Origin of the sequence: Phenylobacterium sp. RIFCSPHIGHO2_01_FULL_69_31, assembly GCF_001824475.1 — a bacterium.
In the GTDB taxonomy this organism is placed as follows: Bacteria; Pseudomonadota; Alphaproteobacteria; order Caulobacterales; family Caulobacteraceae; genus Phenylobacterium.
Genome location: NZ_MHXN01000042.1, coordinates 46923 through 67183 on the forward strand (window position 1 = coordinate 46923; position 20261 = coordinate 67183).

The following is a 20261-nucleotide window of genomic DNA, read 5'->3' on the forward strand; positions in this document are numbered from 1 at the left end:
CCGTAGCTGAGGTCCGGCAGCCCGCTGTCGCCAGTCATTCCGCCGTGCTCACCAGGCGCTTACCGCACCTGCTCGTGGGTGAGGCTGCCCTCCGGCAACGGGCGAAGAATCTCCGCTTCCGGCTTCCTGAGGTCGAGCCACTCGAGACCTTCAGCTCGCGGCAGGACCACGATCTGCCGGTCGTGGTACGGCGCAATGTCGGGCCCCGGCGAAGTGGTCAGCATGGCGAAGGCGCCCTCCTTCACCAGCCCCGCGATCCAGAACCAGGGCTCTCCGGCCAGGGTGAACAGGTGCTTGTCCTTCAGCCGCTGCTTGGGGTCGTCCGGCTTGGTGAACTCGTAGAAGCCGTCCGATGGAATCAAGCAGCGGTCGCTCTTGGCGAAGCTGCGGCCCTCGGAGCGGAAGTTGAACACCGGCTTGCCGCTGGACGACTTCCAAGCCCACGGCGTGACGGAGAGCTCTACCTCCTCCGGGCCGCCGCGGATGATCGGCGCGGTCTGGTTGGGCCGGATGTCGTCGTAAGGCGGGTAGTTCGGGGTCGCGTCGCCCGCGAAGCGTAGCGGGATCTTCAGTTGGCTGAACTCTTCACGAAGGGTGTCAGGCGGCTGGGTGTAGCGATAGTCGTTGCACATCTATGCCTAACGCGGGCCGCGCGACAGAGGTCGCACGGCCCCGTCTGGAGGCTCAGTGCTGGTGCTGCGGGGCCGGCGCCGGCGCGGTCGGCGCGGCCTCCCCCTTCTTTTCGCAGCAGGTCATCTTGCCCTGCTTGTCCTTGCAGCAGCAGTCCTCAGCGGCGAGGGCCGCACCCGCGGAGACCGCGCTGAGCAGGACAGCAGCGAGCGCGGATTTCAGCAGCGTGTTCATGGTGGCTCCTTCGGGCACGAGCGAGATGGCGAACGTGGGCCATTCGCGTTCGCCGCAATCTAGATCGTCTGCCGTCGGCGATCCATTCAAGACACGTCGGGCGAGCGCCGGATGATCGGCGGATGACAGAGCCCCGCGAGTTCACCCCGGCGCTCGGCCGGCCCGAGCTGACATCCCAATACGATCAGGTGATCGCCATCATGACGCGCGAGCGTCGCTGGCGCGCCCGGCTCCTGGCGGCATTGGCGCCGGCCGCGGGCGAGACGATCGTCGATCTTGGCGCGGGCACCGGCTCGATGGCCCTGCTCATCAAGCAAGCCGCCCCGGCCTGCCGCGTCATCGGGGTCGATCCAGACCCCGAGGTGCTCGCCATCGCGCGGGCGAAGATCGCGGCGGCGGGACAGGAGGTGGAACTTTTGCAGGGGGCCGGCGAGACCCCGGTCCTGGGCGGTGGTGTCGCAGACAAGGTCATCTCCTCGCTCGTGCTGCACCAGTGCTCGCAGGCGGCCAAGGAGGGCCTGCTGGCCAACGCCTACCGGCTGCTCAAGCCGGGCGGGCGTCTGCTAATCGCCGACTATGGACTTCAGCGCACGCCGCTGATGAGCATGCTGTTCCGCCAGGTGCGGGCGCTGGACGGGTACGAGAACACGCGCGCGAACAAGGACGGGGAGATTCCGAAGCTAATGGCTGCGGCAGGGTTCCACGATGTGGCCGAGCTGAGCGTCACGCCGACGCCGACCGGCTCCATCTCCGTCTATGCGGGGGCGAAGGCCGGCGCATGAGCTGGGACGGCGGATTCGTGTTCGGTCCGGCATGGGCCGCCTACCGCGGACCCTCCGCCGACAACACGCTGCACGCCCACGCGGCTTTGCAACTGGCTTTCGGGCTCGACGCGTCGATCCGGCTCAGGCTGGAGGGGGACGAGGTCTGCGAGGGACCGGGGTTCCTGATCCGGCCCGGCGCCGCGCACGCCATCGCCAGCCATGCCCCCGTCGGGCTGATCTACCTTGAGCCCCAGGCGCCGCTGGCCTTCAGCCTTCTCGACCTCATGGGGCCCGAAGCCGTCGAACTGGCGCCGGCTGCGGTGCTCCAGCCCCTCGATGCCGCGGGGGCGCCCGAAGCCTGGCTGGAAGCGCTGGAGGCGACGTTCCCCGGTGCGGAGCGCACGCTCGATCCGCGCGTAGACGAGGTGCTGCACCGTCTCGCCCGTGATCCAGCCCTCTCCATCGCGGAGGCCACCCGTGGCTGCGGGGTCTCCGAGTCGCGGCTGCGCGAACTGGCGCGCGAGCAGCTGGGCTTGCCGCTTTCCACCTGGCTCGTCTGGCGGAAGCTGGAGCGGGCCGGGCGGGAGATCGCCGCCGGCGCCAGCCTGGCCGAAGCCGCCCTGGCGGGCGGCTTCGCCGACCAGGCGCATTGCGCGCGGACTATGCGCCGGATGTTCGGGGTCACGCCTGGGATGGCCCGCGCCGCCCTTGGCTGACCGTCGATCGCTTCAAGACCCGGGCATCCGCTCCAGGCCACCCTGGCGAGCCTGGAGGTGTCCCATGTCGCTCGCTCGCACGCTCGTCCGCTACGGCTTCGCGCCCGCCTTCTTCCTCGGCTTCATCGGCGCGGCTGTCCTGCTCGTCGCGCACGGTCAATCGAAGTGGCTGCTGCTTCCGCTGCTCCTAGGCGCCATTGCGACCGTCTTCCTGGCTGAACGCCTCGTACTTACGAGCCGATCTGGAACCGGGACCGAGGAGACTTTGGCCGGGATGGCCTGCATGCAGTCGTCAACGAAGGCAGCGCCGCCTTGTCGGTGGCCGCGGTTCCGCTGTTGGCGGGTCTCTCCCCCGGCGCCGGCATATGGCCCGAAGCCTGGCCTCTATGGGCGCAGCTCGCCATGGCGATCCTTGTCGCCGACGTGGGCATTACGCTGGCGCATTTCGCGAGCCACAAGGGGGCGCCGCTGTGGCGACTTCACGCCGTGCATCACAGCGTCACCCGCATGTACGGCTTCAATGGCCTCATGAAACACCCGCTTCATCAGGCCGTCGAGACAGTGGCCGGCACAGCTCCGCTGCTGCTGATCGGGCTGCAGATGGACGTAGCCGCCCTGCTCGGCTTTTCGGCGGCGATCCAGGTGATGCTCCAGCACGCGAACATCGACATGCGGATCGGGTCGCTCGTCCAGTTTTGGGCGGTCGCGCCGGGACATCGGCATCATCATCTGGCCTCGAAGTCGGACGGCGACGTCAACTTCGGGCTCTTCACGACCCTAACCGACCGCCTGCTCGGCACCTTTGTTACCGGCCGCCCAACGCCGCGCGACGGCGAGATCGGCGTCGCCGGCGCGCCGGACTATCCGCAGGCGTATCTGCGGCAGCTGACCGAGCCCTTCCGAAGCTAGCCGTCCGGCGCTGAGACTGCGTCAGATCCAGCGCCGAACACTCGAGCGATAGGCGCCGTACGCTTCCCCGAGCTCCCGCTCAAGGTGTTGCTCCTCCAAGCGCACCTGGACTTGCATCAGCACCTCCCCGAGCAGACAGGCTGACAGCGTCATCGCATTGGGAAAGGCTAGCAAGAGGCCCAGCAGATTGACCCGCATGCCCAGAAAGATGGGATTGCGCGAGATGGCGAAGACACCCGTCCTCACGAGCGGCGGCTGGCCCCGCGTGTCGATCCCGATGCGCCAGGAGCGGCCCATCTGCCGCTGCGCCAACACGATCCACGCGAGCGAGAGCAGCAGGATGGCCCAGCCAAGGCCTCGCACGGCGTCAGCCTGCAGCCATGCCAGGGGGCCCAGGACTTCGGCTGGGAGGCCGAGGGCGACCGCGGCCAAGCCGGCAAACAGCGCCAGGAGCACCACGCGGAACCAGTTTCCGACCAGGCCGTGCGGACTGTCGTCGCGCGGAAGGACGAGCGCGTTCACGCCGTCCCTGCGCCAGAGCCGCCAGGTGGGCCAGACGAACGCGGCGGCGAAGAACAGGACGTAGAACAGGAACAAGGCGATGTGCATGGCGAGATCTCCTCGCCTCACTGGCTAAGTCCTCCAGAGACTAGAGGATCAAGCGGTTAGCTTCACCTTAGCGCCTAGGTCTCGTCCGCTTTGGCGTCCTCGAGGATTTCCAGTCCGCCCTTCACCGCAATGATCGCCACGACCACGCCGACGACGAGGTCCGGCCAAGCCTGGTCCAGCCACATCACCAGCCCCCCGGCGACGAGAATGCCGCCGTTCGACGCGAAGTCGTTGAAGCTGAAGGTCTCGGCGGCGCGCATGTTCACGTCGTCGCTTTGCGCGCGGCGGATCAGCACCAGACAGAGGAGGTTGATCGCCGCGGCGACCAGCGCCATCGCCATCATCGTCACGCCGAAGGGCTCGGCCCCGAACAGCCAGCGTCGCCCGACGTCGAGGATCACGGCCCCGGCGAACACCAGCAGCAGAATGCCGGAGAGCCGCGCGGCCCGCTGCTTCCAGAGGAAACCCCGGCCGACAGCCAGGAAACTCAGCAGGTAGACGACCGAGTCCGAGGCGTTGTCCGCGGCGTTGGCGAGAAGCGCACTGGAGTCGGCGAGGAGACCGCCGACGCCCAGGCCCACGAACAGGAGCGCGTTGAGGATGAGCACCACCAGCAGCGTGCGTCGCTGCGCGTGGTCCTGAGCGGAGAACTCGGTCATGCGGGCGCCTCCACGAGTTTACGGCGACGCGCCAGCGCCCGCCCGGCGAAGGCCGGCAGAACCACGAGCGTCAGGAGGGTCGCCGTCAGCAACCCGCCGATCACCACAGTCGCCAGCGGCTTCTGCACCTCGGCGCCGGCGCCGTGGGCGATGGCCATGGGCATGAAGCCGAGGATCGCAACGAGCGCCGTGGTGAGCACCGCCCGCAGCCGCTGCATCGCGCCTTCCACGGCCGCCTCGTCTGGCGACAGTCCAGCGCCGAGCCGCTCTCGAATGGCCTGCATGAGCACAAGGCCGTTCAGCGTGGCCACGCCGGAAACGGCGATGAAGCCCACCGCGGCCGAGACGGAGAAGGGCATGCCGCGCAACAGGAGCGCCAGGGCGCCGCCGACCAGCGCCAAGGGCACGCAGGCGAACACCAGGGCGGCCTGGGCGGCCGATCCGAGGGCGAAGTACAGCAGCACCGCGATCAGGACGAAGACCACAGGGACGAGCAGGCCCAGCCGAGCCTCGGCCCGCTGCAGGTTCTCGAACTGACCGCCCCAATCCAGCCAGACTCCGGCCGGCAGCTGGACACCGGCGACGGCGGTCTGGGCGTCACCCACGAAGCCGCCGAGGTCACGGCCGCGCACGTTCGCCTGCACGACAATGCGCCGCTTGCCGTTCTCCCGGCTGATCTGGTTGGGCCCCTCGCCTTCCCGGAACCGCACGACGGAGCCGAGCGGCACGAAGCTCGCGCCTTCGTTCACGGCGAGCGGGGTCTGGGCGACAGCCGCAAGATCGTTGCGGGCGCTGTCAGGCAGGCGCACGACCACGTCGAACCGCCGGTCGCCTTCGAAGACGCGGCCTGCCTCGCGGCCGGCGAGCGCGATCTGCACGGCGTCCGCCGCGTCCGCCGCGTGCAGCCCGTAGAGGGCGGCGGCGGCCCGGTCGACCTCGGCGGTGATCATTGGCAGGCCGGAGACCTGCTCCACCCGAACGTCGGCCGCGCCGCGGGTCTTGCGCAGCGCGTCGGCGATCTGGTTGGCGGTGCGCTCCATCTCGGCGAAATCGTCGCCGTAAACCTTCACCGCGACGTCGGACCGGACACCTGAGACGAGTTCGTTGAACCGCATCTGGATCGGCTGGGTGATCTCGTAGGCGTTGCCGATCTGAGTGGCGGCCGCCTTCTCGATTTTCTCCACGACCTCGGCCTTGGAGAGGCTGCGGTCAGGCCAGTCCTTCTCGTCCTTCAGAACCACGAAGGTGTCGCTGATGCTGGGCGGCATCGGGTCGGTAGAGACCTCCGCCGTGCCGGTCTTGGAGAAGACCAGCGCGACCTCAGGGACGCGCATGAGCGTCTTTTCGAGCCGGGCCTGCATTTCGATGGATTGCTCCAGCGAGGCGCTAGGCACGCGCAACGCCTGCACCAACACGTCCTTCTCATCGAGCGTGGGGATGAACTCCCGCCCGAGGGCGAAGAAGGTCAGGAGGCCGATGACCACGGCGACGCCAGCCCCGGCGGCCACCGACATCGGCCGGGCCACGGCCCAGCGCGTCGCCGGCTCGAACCAGCGGCGGGCGTGCTTCTCAACCTTGGTTTCGTGGGCCGTGGCCGGCGCCTTCACCAGCAAGGCCGTCATCGCCGGCACGAAGGTGAAGGTCAGCACGAAGGCGCCGGCGAGCGCCAGCATGACTGTCGCGGCCATCGGCTGGAACATCTTGCCCTCGACCCCCTCCAGGGCCAGCAGCGGGGCGAACACCAGCAGGATGATCGCCTGGCCAAAGGCCGCGGGTCTGACCATCTGCTTGGCCGCAGCCGCCGCTTCCTCCAGCCTTTCGGGCAAGGTGAGGTCGCGGCCTTCGGTCTCGCGCCGCAGACCCATGCGGGTGAGCGTGTTCTCGACCACCACCACAGCGCCGTCGACCAGCAGGCCGAAGTCCAGGGCGCCGAGGCTCATCAGGTTTCCGCTTACGCCGAAGCGGTTCATCCCGATCACGCCGAACAGGAAGGCCAACGGGATCACTAGGGCGGTGATGATGGCGGCCCGCACATTCCCGAGCAGGAAGAAGAGCACAGCCACAACCAGAAGCGCGCCCTCGGCCAAGTTCGTCTGGACGGTGCGGATGGTGCGGTCCACGAGGTCGGTGCGGTTCAGCACCTCCTTGACCGCCACGCCCGGCGGCAGCGAGGGCGCGATCGCCTCGAGACGCTCGCTGACCGCCTGGGCCACCGTTCGACTGTTCTCGCCGGCGAGCATGAGGGCGGTGCCGATAACGACCTCGGCGCCATTCTCCTGCGCCGCGCCCAGCCGTACGGCTTGCCCAAGCTCGACCTGCGCCACGTCGGACACCCGCACGACCAGGCCGTTGCGGTTTGTCACCGGCGCTGAGGCGAGGTCCGCAAGGGAGGTGACGCGCGCGTCGGCGCGCACCACAAAGGCTTCGCCGCCGCGGGAGACATAGCCCGCGCCCGCCACGGTGTTGGCGTGTTCCACCGCCTCCACCAGCTCATTGAGGCCGACGCCGTAGGCCGACAGGCGTGCGGGGTCGGGACGGACGGCGTATTCCTTCACATAGCCGCCGATGGTGTCGATGCCGGCGACACCCGGCGTGGTGCGCAGCTGGGGCGTAACGATCCAGTCCTGCACAGTCCGCAGGTACGTCGCCTTCTGCCGCTCCGTGACCAGCCGCTCGCCCTCGGGCGTGAGGTACGACCCGTCTGGCTGCGGACCCGGGACACCGGCGCGGGCGCCCTTCGTCGGCCGAAACTCGACCGTCCACATGAGGACCTCGCCCAGCCCGGTGGTGATCGGCGCCATCTCCGGCCGGGCGTCGGACGGGAGATCCTCGCGCACGGCCTCGATGCGTTCGTTCACCTGCTGCCGGGCGAAGTAGATGTCGGTGCTGTCCTGGAAGACGGCGGTGATCTGGCTGAAGCCGTTCCGCGAGATGGACCGCGTCTCCAGCAGACCGGGGATGCCGCCGAGTGCGGTCTCCACTGGGAAGGTGACGCGCTGTTCGATTTCCTCCGGCGACAGCGCGGGCGCGATGGTGGTGACCTGCACCTGCTTGTTGGTGATGTCCGGCACCGCGTCGATCGGCAGCCGGAAGAGTTCGGAGACGCCGAAAGCGGCCACCAGCACGGTGACGAGCACGACGAGGATGCGATGGCGCACGGAGAGCGCCACGAGTTTGCTCAGCATGGCGATCAGTCCTCGTGCTCGGCTTCGCCCTTGGAGAGCTCGGCCTTGAGGACGAAGGCGCCGCGGCCGGCGATGCGTTCGCCGCCCTTCAGCCCTTGCACGATCTGGGTGAAGCCGGCTCCAGAGCGACCGGGCGTTACGGACTGGGCCCGGAACCCGCCGTCCTCAGCCACGAACACGACGGAGCGGCCCTGCACGGTCTGCACGGCTTCCGACGGCACCGTCGGATAGCCGCCGGTCTCCGTCGAGATGGCGGCGCTCACGGCCGCGCCGGGCGTCAGGCGCCCGCCGCTCGGGCGCGCGCGGACCACGGCGGCTCCGGTGGCGCCCTGCGCCAGCGGGGCGACACCGACAATGACCGCGTCGGCTTCCGCCCCGTCGGAGCCGATGACCTTGAGCGGCGCGCCCACGCGCAGCTTGGCGGCGGCTTCCGCCGGGGCGTTGAATACCACTTCAACCTGGGCGGGGTTGGCCACCTCGGCGACCGCCCCACCCTGGCTGACGAAGCCGCCGGGCGCGACCTGCAGACCCGTCACGATCCCCGCAATGGGGCTGCGGACGAAGGTCTCGCCCGAGACGCCGGGTCCTCCAGCCGCAGCCACCTTGGCTCTGGCGGAGACCGCCTCGGCGCTGGCCCGGGCCGACGCGGCTCGCGCCGCATCGAAGTCCTGTCGAGCGGTGACGCCCGCCTTGAACAGACGCTCTTCCCGCGCGAGCGCCGCCCGAGCGGCTTCGGCCTCTGCGCCGGCTGCCACGGACTCGGCCCGGACCGCGGCGCCTTCGGCGCTCCGGATCACGGCGAGACCGGCGCCGGCGCCAACGTTGGAGCCGGGCGCGACCAGCACGCGGAGCACAGCTCCAGACACAGGAGCGGCAACGGCTGCGCGGGCGCTGGGGGAAGCTTCCACGCGCCCGGTGAGGCGCAGGTCGCCGGCTCCGCCGCGCGAGACGGTGACCACCGCGATGCCAGCGGCGCTCGCCTGTTGCGGGGTGAGCTTGACCTCGGAGCCGCCACCTTCGGCGTGCTCCCCCTCCTCCGCGTGCTCTTCTTCGACGGGAGCTTCAGGACGGTTGATCACGGTGGACAGCGCGAAGCCGCCGACACCGGCCAGCACGACGGCCGCCGCGACGGCGCCGTAGAGACGCTTATCGTCGGTCTTCATCATTGTTCTCCAGGGGTAGCGACGCCGCTCAGCCGCGCGACGGCGGCTTGGGCGCTGATCCGCTCGACGGCGGCTGCGATGGTCTGTTCGCGCGCTTCGGCGAGCGCGCGGCGTGCGGCGACAAGTTCGGTCAGTGGCAGGCGACCGGCTTCGTATCCGATGCGGGCGAGACGGTAGGCTTCCAGTGCGGTGCTCTCGCCCTGGCGCGCGGCGCTGAGACGGCTCTCCGCCGCCGCGGTGCGCGCCGCGCTCGTGCGCACCGCCGACTCGGCTTCCAGGCGAGCCGCGTCGAGCCGCGCCTCGGCGGCGGCGGCCTCGGCGCGCGCTGCGGCGATATTGCCGCGGTTCTGATCGAACAACGGCAGGGGGACGGACACGCCTGCGACCAGCGCCGAGGCGTCGTCCTCCTCGAAGCGGCGAACCCCGATCGAGACGGTCACATCCGGCACGGCCCGCCGACGCTCGACGCGCAGGCGGCGGGCGGCCGCCTCACGCTCCGCCTGGGCCGCCAAGTAGGAGGTGGTCGCCGCGGCCGCTGGGGTCGCGCCGGGGTAGATGGGGGCGCTGGACTCCAGCAGGCTCGCTGGAATGGAGGTGATGGGAGCCGGCGCGCCGGCCAGGGCCGTAAGCGCGCCCAAGGCTGTCTCGCGCGTCGCCTGGGCTGCCTGAACAGCCGCCTGGGCCGATTGGACGGCCGCCTGCGCCTGGAGACGGCGAAGCTCGGCCTCGCGACCCGCGTCGACAAGCGCCGAAGCGATGCGGGCGTCCTCCTCCGCGAGCGTCAGGCTCTCGCGAGCCAGCTGAAGGCGTCGTTCCGAGGCCTCGGCTTCCGCATAGGCCGTAGCGAGGTCGAACGCGTACTCCGCTGCCGCACGCCGGGCCTGGGCCCGCGCGGCCTCGACCTCGGCGCGACCGGCCGCGACCCGAGCGGAGCGCTTGCCGCCGAGCTCCAGGGTCTGGCCGACCCGCGCCGTCGTTTCCGACAGGCTGGTTCCGCGGAAGGGTCCCGAGCCGGAGAAGTTCTCGACCTCGAGTTCGAGAGTGGGGTTGGGCAGGACGCCCGCCTGACGGGCGAGCCCTTCGGCGCGGGCGATGTTGGCGCGCGCTTCGGCGAGCCTGGGGGCGGATGCCTGCGCCTGCGCCAGCAGTGCGGCGAACGGCGGTGCAGGCTCGGCCATGGCGGCGCCGGCTGCGCCGAGGCTGGCCAGCAAGAGCAGTCCCGCCAAAGGCGAGCTGCGGAAGTCGAGTTTCATGGTGTCCCTCTTGAACGTGACGGATGGGGCGCGCGAACGCGCGAACCGTCAGGCTCTGGGAGGTCGGATCAGCCCGAACTTGGGATCGGAGGTCGGCACCCGGTCACGCACGAACGGGTGGGCGACCGCCAGCAGCGGCGCCGAAAGCTCGCTCGCGGGCGGGGTCGCCGGCACATAGGGCGCGCTGTGATGGCAGTGTCCGTGGACGCAGATGCCCGGGCGCTCGTCGAGGGGCCGCGGATCAAGGTGGTCGGCGGCGGCATCGGCGATGGGCATCTCAGCCGCCACGGCGCTGAGGCTGCCCTCATCGCGACAGAGAAGGCCGTCGAGCCCTGGCCCGAGCGTGAGCACGGTCAGCACCAGCGCGGCGAGCGCCATGCCGACCTTGCGCCACCAGGGTGAGGTTCGTGCCATCGCGCCGGACCTATACCGAGGCCGATGACGGACGGGAATGCGTTATAAGATCCGCCTTGCCGGCCACCTTCAGTTCCTGGCGCGCCTGCACCGTGATCTGCCAGGCCGAGCGCAGGAAGACCGCGGCCAGCAGCACGCCGACGATCAGGTCCGGCCATCGGGAGCCTGTAATCATGACCGCGACGCCGGTTGCCGCGACGGCGAGGCACTGGATCAGGTCATTGCGGGTGCAGAGCCACACGGAGCGCACGTTGGCGTCGCCCTCCCGGAAGCGCACCAGCAGCAGCGCAGCCGCAAGATTGATCGCGGCGCCGAAGAGCCCCAGGCCGGAGATCGTACCGCCCTCGGGCGCCGCGCCAGTCGCCGCGCGCCAGATCGCAAGTCCGACGATACCCACGGCCATCGTGGCAAGGCTGGCGCTCTTGAAGAACGCCGCCCCCGAGCGAACCTGGACGCTCTTCCCAATCACCCAGAGACTGAGGGCGTAGGTCGCGGCGTCGGCTGCGAAATCCAGGGTGTTGGCGGCCAGCGCTGCGGAGGCCGCAAGCCAGCTCCCCACCGCTACCACGGCGAAGCCCAGCACATTGAGTGCGATCACGGCCCGCAGCGCACGCTTGTACGCCGGCGATGCGCCATCGAAAGCGACCGGGCTACCGCAGCCGCACCCGGCAGCGGCCGGTTTCTCAGAGGTCGAGCAACTGGACATGTCGGCACCCTGCACCCTCTAGTGGCTAGAGGATCAAGCGCCTATTTCAGGGACCAGAGGAGGACGCATGAGCGCGCTCACAATAGGCAAGCTCGCCAAGGCCACTGACGTGAAGGTGCCGACAATCCGCTTCTACGAGCAGATCGGTCTCCTTCCGGAGCCCGACCGCACCGAAAGCGACCGTCGCGTCTACGACGATGCAGCGGTTCGCCGGCTGGCGTTCATCAAGCATGCCCGGCAGCTTGGCTTCTCGGTGGATGCCATCCGCACCCTGCTCGACCTGGCCGACCATCCGGATCGGGCATGCGACCAGGCGAACGCCCTGGCCGCGGAACAGCTGACGTCGGTCGAGGCCAAGATCTCCCAGTTGCAGGCGCTGCGGTCCGAGTTGAAGCGCATGGTCGACGCCGGCTGTCACGGCGTGGCGGGCGAGTGCCGGGTCATCGAAACCCTCGCTGATCACAGCCTCTGCACCCATGACCACACCGCCCCGAAGCGGCTGGAGACAGCCTGACATGCCGGCTTGCCCCCACGTCCACGGTTCCACGGCGGCTCGAAGGGATGTTGCGGCTGCCATGGAAGCGGCCGAGCGCCGCTGCGCGGTCGCTGGGGAGCGATGGACCCCGTCGCGACGTCGGACCTACGAGTTGCTCTTGCAGGCAGGCTCCCCGGTGAAGGCGTACGACCTGATCTCGTCGTATGCGCACGACGGGGAACCTGTGGCGAAGCCACCCACCATTTACCGAGCGTTGGAGTTCCTCACAGCGCAGGGACTAGTTCACCGGATCGAGAGCATGAACGCCTTTCTCGCTTGCGGGTCCAACCCCCACGGACGTTCGACAGAGTTCCTGATCTGTGACTGCTGCGGGCGCGTCGAGGAGCTTGGCGTGGGAATGGATGGGGCTGCATTCCCGGCAGCGTCAGCCCGCGGCTTCAGGCCCTCGCGGATGGTCATGGAGGTGCACGGCGCCTGTGTCGACTGCAGCTCAGGGCAGCCGAACTAGCAGACCGGTCGCACAGCAGGCTGCGAATGCGCGATCTTATGAAGCGGAAGCCACAAAGCTTCACGAAGGAAGACGGCGAGGTGGGCGGATCGCCTGATCAGCGACCCGGCTCGCTGCGCCTCCTGAGCGCTGCAACTACCGTACCTTCCTAGAGGCCAAGCGGTTGCCCAATGGAAGCGGTATGGTCCAGGTTGGAGCGGTGAGTCTGACCTAACGGTTCGGCCACGTCCGACTTTGACGGGCTTGCCCGCTATGCGTCTGACGGGCGCTCGACCGATGCTGCTGAGCCGCGCCCACTGAGGCGCGGATGCATGCGAAACGAGGAAACGTCCGTATCGATGAGCAACATCAATATCCGGCGTGTGATCGACAACATCCGGTCTGGCACTACCGTTTACACGCCGGTCATTGAGTTGATCGTCAACGCTATCCAAGCGATGCCCGAAGGCCAGGCGGAGACGGGTCGTATCGAGGTGACCGTGCTGCGCGCGCAAGAGCATGGGCTGTTCGACCAGGTTCCAGCTGTCGACGGCTTCGAAGTCCGCGACAACGGTGTCGGGTTCAATAAGACGAACCGCGATGCGTTCGACGAACTCTATACCGCAAACAAGCTTAAGCAGGGCGGCAAAGGGTTTGGGCGGTTCACGTGCCTCAAATACTTCGACCGCCTGCATGTCGAGAGCGACTACCGCGAGGGCGAGACCATGCGCCATCGCACCTTCGACATGGGGCTGGAGAACGACATCATCGTTGGGGAGACCGTCAGGCCCTCCGATGCCGAACACAGCGGAACAAGCGTCACCATCTCCGGAATTCGCGCGATAAAGCTGCAGGATCGGAGCGTCGAGATCATTGCGCGCTCCCTGGTCGAGAAACTCCTGCCCTACCTCGTCGACACTGCGGTGCCCTGCCCCCGCATCATCGTGCAGGACGCGGACGGCGCAAACGCTGTGGTGCTCAACGACTATCTGAGCGGCGGTGAAGGCCATATCTCAGAGATGACGGTCCCTGCGCCGCTCTTCACGTTGCCGGCCACGGACGGCCCCCGCGAATTCCTGGTGCGGGTGTTCAAGTTCTACTCGCCGCGCAGCCAGAAGAGCAAAATCAGCCTGGTCGCCCATCGGCGCGAAGTGACGGATGTCACCATCCAGACCTATGTTCCGGAGTTCGCCGACGAGTTTCACGACGCCACCCTGCCCGCTGATGGGGGTCGCGACCGGAACTACATCGTCAAAGCCTACGTCTATGGCTCCTATCTCGACGAGAACGTGTCGCTCGAACGCGGGGCGTTCCACTTCGGCCGTGACACCGACCTGCTCTTGGGCGTCTCGCAGGCTCAGATCGAAAGCGCTGCCGCAGACATCACGCGGGAGGCGATGGGCAAAGACATCAGCACTCGGAGGGAACGGAAGCAGAAGCGGATCGACGCTTACGTCGCGAACGAAGCCCCCCGGCACGCCAGCGTAGCCGCGGAGGCAGACTTCTCGAGCCTGCCAATGAACCCCTCGGACACCGAGATCGAGATCCACCTTCAGCGCCATAAGCATGCTGTAGAGATCAAGACGCGGAGCGAGGTCGCGACCATCTTGGCTAAGGAAGATATGTCGGCCCTAAGCGAGCAGGTCACCAAGGTCCTCGCGCAGATCTCGCAGACCAGCAAGAACGACCTCGCGCACTATGTCTCCATGAGGAAGTGCGTCCTCGACCTCTTCCGGAAGTCGCTCGAGCGCGACAAGGACGGCAAGTACAAGTCAGAAGGTGAGGTTCACGACATCATCGTGCCTCGCCGCAAGGACAGCGACGAGCTCGACTACGAAGACCACAATCTCTGGATCCTGGACGAGCGCCTGAACTTCGCGGACTACCTGACATCTGATCTGCCGATGAACGGGCCCCAATCTGATCGGGGCGACGTGACCATCTTCAACCACAAGGTGGCGTTCCGCGGAGAAAACGAAGCCAGCAACCCGATCATCATCTTCGAGTTCAAGCGGCCGCTGCGGCACGACTTCGCCAACGCCTCGTCGGATGACGATCCCGTGGAGCAAGTCGTCCGCTACGTCAGGCGTTTCCGCTCGGGCGAGTTCCAGACGCCAGAGGGGCGCGATCATCGTGACCGAGACTACGCCCTTCTACGGTTACGTTGTGTGCGACCTCACAACGAAGGTTCGGGACTGGGTGCGCGACGTCAAGGATTTCACGCCCATGCCGGATGGGCTCGGATGGTACCGGTGGTACAGCAACATGAACCTCTACATCGAGGTGCTGAGCTGGGACAAAATCCGCAAAGACGCTGAGATGCGGAACAAGATCTTCTTCCACAAACTCGGCATCTGATCGCACGCGAAGTCGATCTACTCGCGCAGGGCCGACATGCGCCAGGAGCGGACTCTCATTGCAAGCCGAAGGCCTGCATCAAGCATCCGTCGCTCCGGCTAAGCCTGCTTCAGCTTGCGGATGGCAGCGACGCCGAACTCTCAGCAAGCGGTTATGTGAACCGTCTTTTCACGACCGGACCGCTGCGAGATTAAGAACACACAATGCTGGCCGAAATCGGCCGATGGGCGGATCGCCTCTAGGCGATGGGCGCTGGTCGGCGCTGGCTGGCCGCCCGGGCGAGGTTCGCCGCCACGCTGACGACGCGCAATTTCGCATGAGCTTGGTGGAACGCGCGGAACGCAGCCTCATCGGCGGGGCGAACAAAGGTCGTAGTGGTTTGAGCATCTGCGCCGCTCGTCAGCACGCCGGCCGGCACTGAGCCGACCCAGCCCTGAGCCTGACGAAAACTGAGGATGATCGAAGCGAAGCTCGGATCGTCATGATCGACATGGGCCTCGGCCTGCGCAATGCGCGCGCCCGTTAGAGCGCATGCAACGACACCGTTCGAAGAGCGCGCGAATTCGGCGCGCATGAAGGCGGCGAGCTCACCGGCGACCGCTCGGCGACAGGCGTCGGCGAATTCCAGATCCTGGGATTTCGCCCGCCCTTCGATCGCCGTGAGGTAACTGAAATCGGTCGCCTCACCGTTAGGCCGCACCAGCCAGAACCCCGGCGTCGCGAAGCCGGCCCCTGTGTTCAATCGCCGCTCGAACCGGACGATGCCTGCCGTCCCCTTACGCTCTTCGGCCGGCAGCACAGCATCGAGCCGCACGACCAGGGCTGCAAGGTCGTCATGATGACCCGGATCATCGACAGGGGCACCATTGGCATAGGTGTGGAGAATCTCTTTGAAATGGGCCTTGGCCGCCTTTTGCGACGCCCAGGCCTTGCCGTTCGTCAGGGTGATTGCCGCCACAGCACAGGCTCCGCAACGCTACTTCATGAGCCCGTACTTCTTCATCAAGCCTGCGACCCTGTCGATATGAGGCTGAATGGCGCTCTTCTGCGGAGGCGCGTAACCCACCTGGCTATGGTGGGCCGGATCGCAGAACCGCACCGTGTCCTTCATGCCGGCGTGGTCTTCCGGTGCGGTGCCGGGGATCACCCTGAAGAGTTCGAGCAACTGGCCTGAATTCGCAGTGTCGTAGTTGGCAGGCGGCTGTTGGCCGGTTTTCCCGAGGTGAAGCTCGCGCACAAACTCCTCAACGAGCACGCGCAGGCGATCGACGGCGTATTGGCGATTGGCCTCATTGCCGGCGGCCGCGCCCTTGATCTCCGCCAACTGCTGCTGGAGCCGCGCCTGCAGCACGATCACAGGGCCGGTCTGAAGGTAGTTCTCGTAGTGGAAGAGTTGTGTCGACCGGTGGAGGTTCAGGGCGCGCAACTTGTCCGTGACACTGCGCACGTGGGACAACACCACCACCTGTTTGCCGTGGTCGTCGATGAGATGGGGGACGACTTGGGCGATGAAGGCTTCGGCATGGTCGTCATCCATTGCCTGAACCGGATCGTCCAGAAGGATGAAACCAAACGGTGAGGTCTTGGTGGTGGCGCGCATCAGCCAGACGGCCAAGCCGAGGCAATTCAACTGACATTCACTGAGGTTGGCCGCGGCCGGCATCCGTACGCCGAAGCTGGTGGCGTGCAGCTTCAAGGCGTCGTTGGCCGGCTCCATCGTGTCGAACCCGACGAGCGCGCCTTGGTTCAGCAGCTTGTAGAGGTGCGCGACCTCTGTTCCCCGCGATTTCAGCAGGTCTTCTTGCTTGCGCTGAGCACTTGCTTCGACCGCACGGATCAGCACCTGAGTCTCTTCAAGAATAGCGGCGTATCGCGCCAAGGTCTCCACCGCGTCCCCGAGGGCAAGCGCCTTTCCGACCGCGTCGATCCGGGCGACCACATTGTTGCCGGCGATCACGGCCTCAACCGATCCGGCCACCAGCCCCCAACCCACCTCGTAGGCGTCGAGTGCTTGAGCGAATGCGCGCGCGGCGCTCTCTAGCGCCGCTCTCGCGGCCTTTCGATCCTCCACCAAACCGGGCAGGCCTGCCGCCGTTCCGGCGCGCTCACGTGTGGCCGTCCCAAGTTCTTTGTTGCGTCGCAGGGCGTCGCCCAACTCGCGCTGCCGCAGCGCGAAGGTGTCATGAGCCGCCAGGTAGTCATCGAGATGCTCATGCGCACCGAGGATCGTGACGAGGCCACTCCGGCCGATCTCGTCCAGCCCGCGCAGGCCTAGGGCCGTGACAGCGCTGACCGCGGGGTTAAAAGCTTCCTGCCAGGACTGCGAGACTTTCGTCAGGATGTCGGTCGCGGTAACCAGCTCCTCAGAGGCTGCGATCCGCTCACGCAGCGCGGCCTTATGGGCGTCGCCGAGCGTCGGCTCTTCGCACATGGGGCAGTCGGCCCGATCGCCGGCGATCGCCAAGCCCTCCGACCAGAACCTGAGCAGCGCGGCGCTGTAGCTGGCGGCGGTCGCGGCGGAAACCGCGGCCACCGCATCATCGACTGTCGCGGACGCGGATTGCAGCGCACTCAGTCGATCGACGGCGTCGCGCTTCAGATCCGCGTGGTTCTCCGCGAGCGCCACAGGCGCAGTGTCGAAAACGGCGCGGCCGACAGTCGCCCGCGCGGCGCGCAGCGCCTGGATCGCTTCTGCTCGGTTGGCGCAAGGCTGACCGGTCAACTCGGCTGCGCCGGCAAGTAGCGCGGCTTCGTCTCGCACCAGGTCAACAGACACCGGCGCCTCACCCCACCGTCGGGCCACGTCGGTGGTCGCCGGGGTTAGGGCGAGGCCCTGAACCAAGGCCGAGAGCTTCGCACGCGCCTCCGTCACGGCGGCGGGCGGCGTCCGCTGAAACGAGCCACGGGCGCTTTCCAAAGCAGATTTGAGGTTGGTCAGCTCCTCCAGACCGAACGCCGCACAGATGGCGTCGCGTCGGTCCTTAGGTTTGGAATGGACGAACGTCTGCAATCCATGCTGCGCGACCACGGGGTAGAAGGCCTCGAGCGCGTTTATGCCAAGACTGGAGAAGGCACCGGAGACGCCGTCGATGAACGTCTCCGACGACTCCTTCGGCCCCAGCCGCCGGCTCAGCTCGACGTCTTTGCCATTGAGATGGACCTTCAGAGAGACTTCGGTCGGCGTCCCGCCATGAACGTTGGCGAAGGTGTTGGCGTACTCAGCCTTGCTGAAATCCTCCCCCCGCTGGCGGCGCTTCGTGGTGCCGTAGAACAGCCACTCGATAGCCTCGGCGAAACTCGTCTTGCCATGGCCGTTCGGCCCGTAGAACAGGACGAGATCCTTATCGAGGTCGATGGGGTCGGCCGCGCTGCCGAAGCCCCGGAAATTACGGACGGTGAGAGCTTTCAGCCGCATCGGCCGGCTCCTGCAGGGCTTTCTCCATTACGTCCTTGAGGCGCGTGACCAAGTCGGCTGTTTTGACCGTCGGATTGCGGTGGCCGGCGATGAAGGTAGCTATCAGCTGCTTCGACAATTCGTCCTGTCGGCTAGCCCCGAACTCGTCCAGATGACTCCTGTCGGTCATGTCCACTCCGCCCCGCTCCAGCACCATCTAAAGCAAAGCTGTCACGCGGCGCGAGTCTCGAAACTGTCGCAAGCAATGGTCAGTGTTCGAGACAAGGATTTGCCACACGAGCCGGGCTCAGGATTCGGCGCCCTACCCTTACTTCCGACAAGCCAGATGCTCCCGATAGCAGCTAAGTCAGAAGTTGTTACTCGGCAGTCCCTGCGCCCACCCGAGAAGCGGACCTTGCGAGCGTCAGCTAAGGGTCAGAACTCGCCCATTCCCGCGCGAACGGCGTCGTTTGTACTACGCGCTTGAGAGGCCCCTTCCCTGCACGCAGCAAGTGCGATTCCATGCAAGCAGGTCAGGAGAATTGCAGATGCCTACTGACGTCTCCGGTGCGCTAGGCGGCTCGGGGCCGCGCTACCGGCGCACAGTCCGCCGGGCGGAACTTCGCCGCATTGTTCCGTTGGCCGACACGACCATCTACGAGCTTGAGCAACGTGGCGAATTTCCGCGCCGATTCAACCTGACACCGCGGTGCGTCGTCTGGGATCTGGCGGAGGTGGAAGCTTGGATCGATGAGCGTCGCCGCGCGTCAGACGCCTCCCTCATTGCCAGGTCGCCCTCTCCGGACGTCCGCCAGCGCCGTGCGCGACCGGTCAGACAGTAGCGTCTAACGGGCCCAGCTCCATGCTCGGCGGATAGAGCGTCGGCGCACGCTTCCGGCCATCAACCCACGCGTCGACCATGTCGGCCCATTCCTGGAGCATGTGCCGTCGCTGCGGCTCGTACTCGGCCTTGTTGTAGACGCCCCGAGACGAGCGGCTGTCCTCATGGGCCAGAGCCTTCTCGATCCAGTCTCGGTTGAAGCCGAGCTCGTTCAGCAAGGTTGAGCCGGTCCGCCGCAGGTCGTGAACCGTGAACGGTTCGAGTGGCAGCCCCTCCTTCTTCGCGCGTTCCGCGACCGCCGTCGTGATGCGGTTGAAGGTAGCGCGGGACATTGGTGCGTCGGCATCGTAGCGCGACGGCAGCAGGAACCGAGAGTTTCCTGCGCAGGTCTTCAGCGCGATCAAGATGTCGAGGGACTGCTCCGACAGGTAAACATTGTGGGCCTTCGAGCGCTTCATCCGCTCCTTCGGGATGGACCAGACCGCGTTCTCAAAGTCGACCTCATCCCAGGTTGCGTCCTGCAGCTCGCTCTTCCGGACCATCGTGAGCAGGATCAGCTTCAGACCGAGCCGGATAGTCGGCAGCGTCGGCACATGCTCCAGCTGCTTCAGCATGATCCGGATCTCGGTAGGCGATAGGGCGCGATCCTTCGCCACGAAGGTTGCGATCGACGCGGGTCCGACCTCGTCCGCGGGATTCCGGACCTTTTCACCATGGAGGATCGCGAAGCCGTAGATCTGTTTGAGGATGTCCCGGACATGGATTGCGGTAGCGGGAGCGCCGCGACCCTTGATCTTGGCGCACAGGGCTCGCAGGTCGTCCGGCGTGATCTCCGACAACAGGCGATTGCGAAAGGCCGGAAGCAGGTCGCGTTCGAAGATCGAGCGCCTCATCGCCCTGGTGCTGTCGGCCATAGGCGCCTCTTTGAACCAGCGCTCCCCGAACTCACCGAAGCTCTTTGCCTCTAGGACCCGCCGCTTCTCGCGTTGCTTCTCCTGGGCGGGCGAAAGCCCCTCGGCCACCGCCCGACGGGCATCGAGACACTTCTCACGCGCTCGCGCCAGGGACAGACCTGATGGCCCGTACTTGCCGATCGTCAGCGTCTCGCGGCGCCCATGCAAACGGTAATCGTAGCGGAAGGTGATCGACCCCGAGGTCGTCACGTGGACGTACATGCCGTCGCGGTCAGCGACCTTATACGCCTTCTCCTTGGGCTTCAGGTTCTTGAGCGCGGTGTCGGTAAGCACGGTAGACTCCAGAGAATACCGTCACCCCCTTCGGAGCGACTCCAAACACCAGCTTTCCTTTATATTTCCGAGGCTTCCGCTCTCAAAAATACCGTCACGCGGTGCTTTCCAGATGACGGTATCGCCGAGACTCATCGCGAGCAAGCGGGAGGGACGCCGTCATGACTACCGCCAGAACGAGCTGCTGCTCCCCGAT

At 66.9% G+C, this 20261-nt stretch carries 20 protein-coding genes; 7 read left to right on the forward strand and 13 right to left on the reverse strand.

From position 1 onward, the window contains the following. Positions 1-59: 59 nt before the first annotated feature. On the reverse strand, positions 60-632 hold the full coding sequence (locus A2790_RS21620) for an SOS response-associated peptidase (protein ID WP_293396294.1): 573 nt from the start codon (positions 630-632) through the stop codon (positions 60-62). Positions 633-684: 52 nt separating this feature from the next. Next, entirely contained in the window at positions 685-864 is a 180-nt protein-coding gene (locus tag A2790_RS21625; RefSeq protein ID WP_293396298.1) for a hypothetical protein, read from the reverse strand. Positions 865-986: 122 nt separating this feature from the next. On the opposite strand from A2790_RS21625, the gene A2790_RS21630 reads away from it, so the two are divergent. The 3 genes from A2790_RS21630 (at position 987) to A2790_RS21640 (ending at position 3253) form a co-directional block, all read left to right on the forward strand. Further along, positions 987-1646, forward strand: a complete 660-nt coding sequence (locus A2790_RS21630) for a class I SAM-dependent methyltransferase (protein ID WP_293396301.1) — start codon at positions 987-989, stop codon at positions 1644-1646. Then, entirely contained in the window at positions 1643-2344 is a 702-nt protein-coding gene (locus tag A2790_RS21635) for an AraC family transcriptional regulator (RefSeq protein ID WP_293396304.1), read from the forward strand. Before A2790_RS21630 ends, A2790_RS21635 begins: the two co-directional genes overlap by 4 nt. A gap of 402 nt (positions 2345-2746) precedes the next feature. Next, positions 2747-3253 carry a sterol desaturase family protein gene (locus A2790_RS21640; RefSeq protein WP_293396307.1) on the forward strand — a complete coding sequence of 169 codons (507 nt, stop codon included), beginning with the start codon at positions 2747-2749 and terminating at the stop codon, positions 3251-3253. A 21-nt stretch (positions 3254-3274) separates the two neighbouring features. On the opposite strand, the gene A2790_RS21645 is transcribed toward A2790_RS21640, so the two are convergent. From A2790_RS21645 to A2790_RS21675, 7 genes are all read right to left on the reverse strand, one after another. After that, positions 3275-3862, reverse strand: coding sequence for an isoprenylcysteine carboxylmethyltransferase family protein (locus tag A2790_RS21645; protein ID WP_257817651.1), 588 nt, complete (start codon positions 3860-3862; stop codon positions 3275-3277). Positions 3863-3936: 74 nt separating this feature from the next. After that, complete coding sequence (locus tag A2790_RS21650; protein WP_257817650.1) at positions 3937-4521, reverse strand: cation transporter; 585 nt, start codon at positions 4519-4521, stop codon at positions 3937-3939. Next, on the reverse strand, positions 4518-7706 hold the full coding sequence (locus A2790_RS21655; RefSeq protein ID WP_293396313.1) for a CusA/CzcA family heavy metal efflux RND transporter: 3189 nt from the start codon (positions 7704-7706) through the stop codon (positions 4518-4520). The genes A2790_RS21650 and A2790_RS21655 overlap by 4 nt, the downstream gene beginning before the upstream one ends. Positions 7707-7711: 5 nt before the next feature. Continuing rightward, the gene (locus A2790_RS21660) at positions 7712-8869 is read right to left on the reverse strand and encodes an efflux RND transporter periplasmic adaptor subunit (protein WP_363081463.1); all 1158 of its coding nucleotides are present in this window, start codon (positions 8867-8869) and stop codon (positions 7712-7714) included. Then, the gene (locus A2790_RS21665; protein ID WP_293396319.1) at positions 8869-10122 is read right to left on the reverse strand and encodes a TolC family protein; all 1254 of its coding nucleotides are present in this window, start codon (positions 10120-10122) and stop codon (positions 8869-8871) included. Before A2790_RS21665 ends, A2790_RS21660 begins: the two co-directional genes overlap by 1 nt. Positions 10123-10170: 48 nt before the next feature. Then, positions 10171-10536 carry a hypothetical protein gene (locus A2790_RS21670; protein ID WP_293396322.1) on the reverse strand — a complete coding sequence of 122 codons (366 nt, stop codon included), beginning with the start codon at positions 10534-10536 and terminating at the stop codon, positions 10171-10173. Positions 10537-10546: 10 nt separating this feature from the next. Then, entirely contained in the window at positions 10547-11242 is a 696-nt protein-coding gene (locus A2790_RS21675) for a cation transporter (protein ID WP_293396325.1), read from the reverse strand. 67 nt (positions 11243-11309) lie between these two features. Here A2790_RS21675 and A2790_RS21680 point away from each other — a divergent pair, with 67 nt between their 5' ends. From A2790_RS21680 to A2790_RS21690, 3 genes are all read left to right on the forward strand, one after another. After that, positions 11310-11756: a helix-turn-helix domain-containing protein gene (locus A2790_RS21680; RefSeq protein WP_257817642.1), complete on the forward strand. Its 447-nt coding sequence runs from the start codon at positions 11310-11312 to the stop codon at positions 11754-11756. Positions 11757-11817: 61 nt separating this feature from the next. Next, positions 11818-12246, forward strand: a complete 429-nt coding sequence (locus A2790_RS21685; protein ID WP_257817641.1) for a transcriptional repressor — start codon at positions 11818-11820, stop codon at positions 12244-12246. A gap of 338 nt (positions 12247-12584) precedes the next feature. Beyond that, positions 12585-14543 carry an ATP-binding protein gene (locus A2790_RS21690; protein WP_293396330.1) on the forward strand — a complete coding sequence of 653 codons (1959 nt, stop codon included), beginning with the start codon at positions 12585-12587 and terminating at the stop codon, positions 14541-14543. Positions 14544-14821: 278 nt separating this feature from the next. Here the strand turns inward: A2790_RS21690 and A2790_RS21695 are convergent, their stop codons facing one another. The 3 genes from A2790_RS21695 to A2790_RS21705 are packed head-to-tail and all read right to left on the reverse strand — an operon-like array spanning position 14822 to position 18167. After that, on the reverse strand, positions 14822-15541 hold the full coding sequence (locus A2790_RS21695) for a DCL family protein (protein ID WP_257817639.1): 720 nt from the start codon (positions 15539-15541) through the stop codon (positions 14822-14824). An 18-nt stretch (positions 15542-15559) separates the two neighbouring features. Then, positions 15560-17998, reverse strand: a complete 2439-nt coding sequence (locus A2790_RS21700) for an ATP-binding protein (RefSeq protein WP_257817638.1) — start codon at positions 17996-17998, stop codon at positions 15560-15562. Next, positions 17970-18167, reverse strand: coding sequence for a hypothetical protein (locus tag A2790_RS21705; protein ID WP_293396335.1), 198 nt, complete (start codon positions 18165-18167; stop codon positions 17970-17972). The genes A2790_RS21700 and A2790_RS21705 overlap by 29 nt, the downstream gene beginning before the upstream one ends. A 358-nt stretch (positions 18168-18525) precedes the next feature. Between A2790_RS21705 and A2790_RS21710 the strand changes: the two genes are divergently transcribed. Then, entirely contained in the window at positions 18526-18819 is a 294-nt protein-coding gene (locus A2790_RS21710) for an AlpA family transcriptional regulator (protein WP_257817636.1), read from the forward strand. On the opposite strand, the gene A2790_RS21715 is transcribed toward A2790_RS21710, so the two are convergent. Continuing rightward, positions 18809-20065 (reverse strand): tyrosine-type recombinase/integrase, encoded by a 1257-nt coding sequence (locus tag A2790_RS21715; RefSeq protein WP_257817635.1) that lies wholly within the window; start codon positions 20063-20065, stop codon positions 18809-18811. The two genes, A2790_RS21710 and A2790_RS21715, sit on opposite strands and share 11 nt — an antisense overlap. Positions 20066-20261 lie beyond the last annotated feature (196 nt).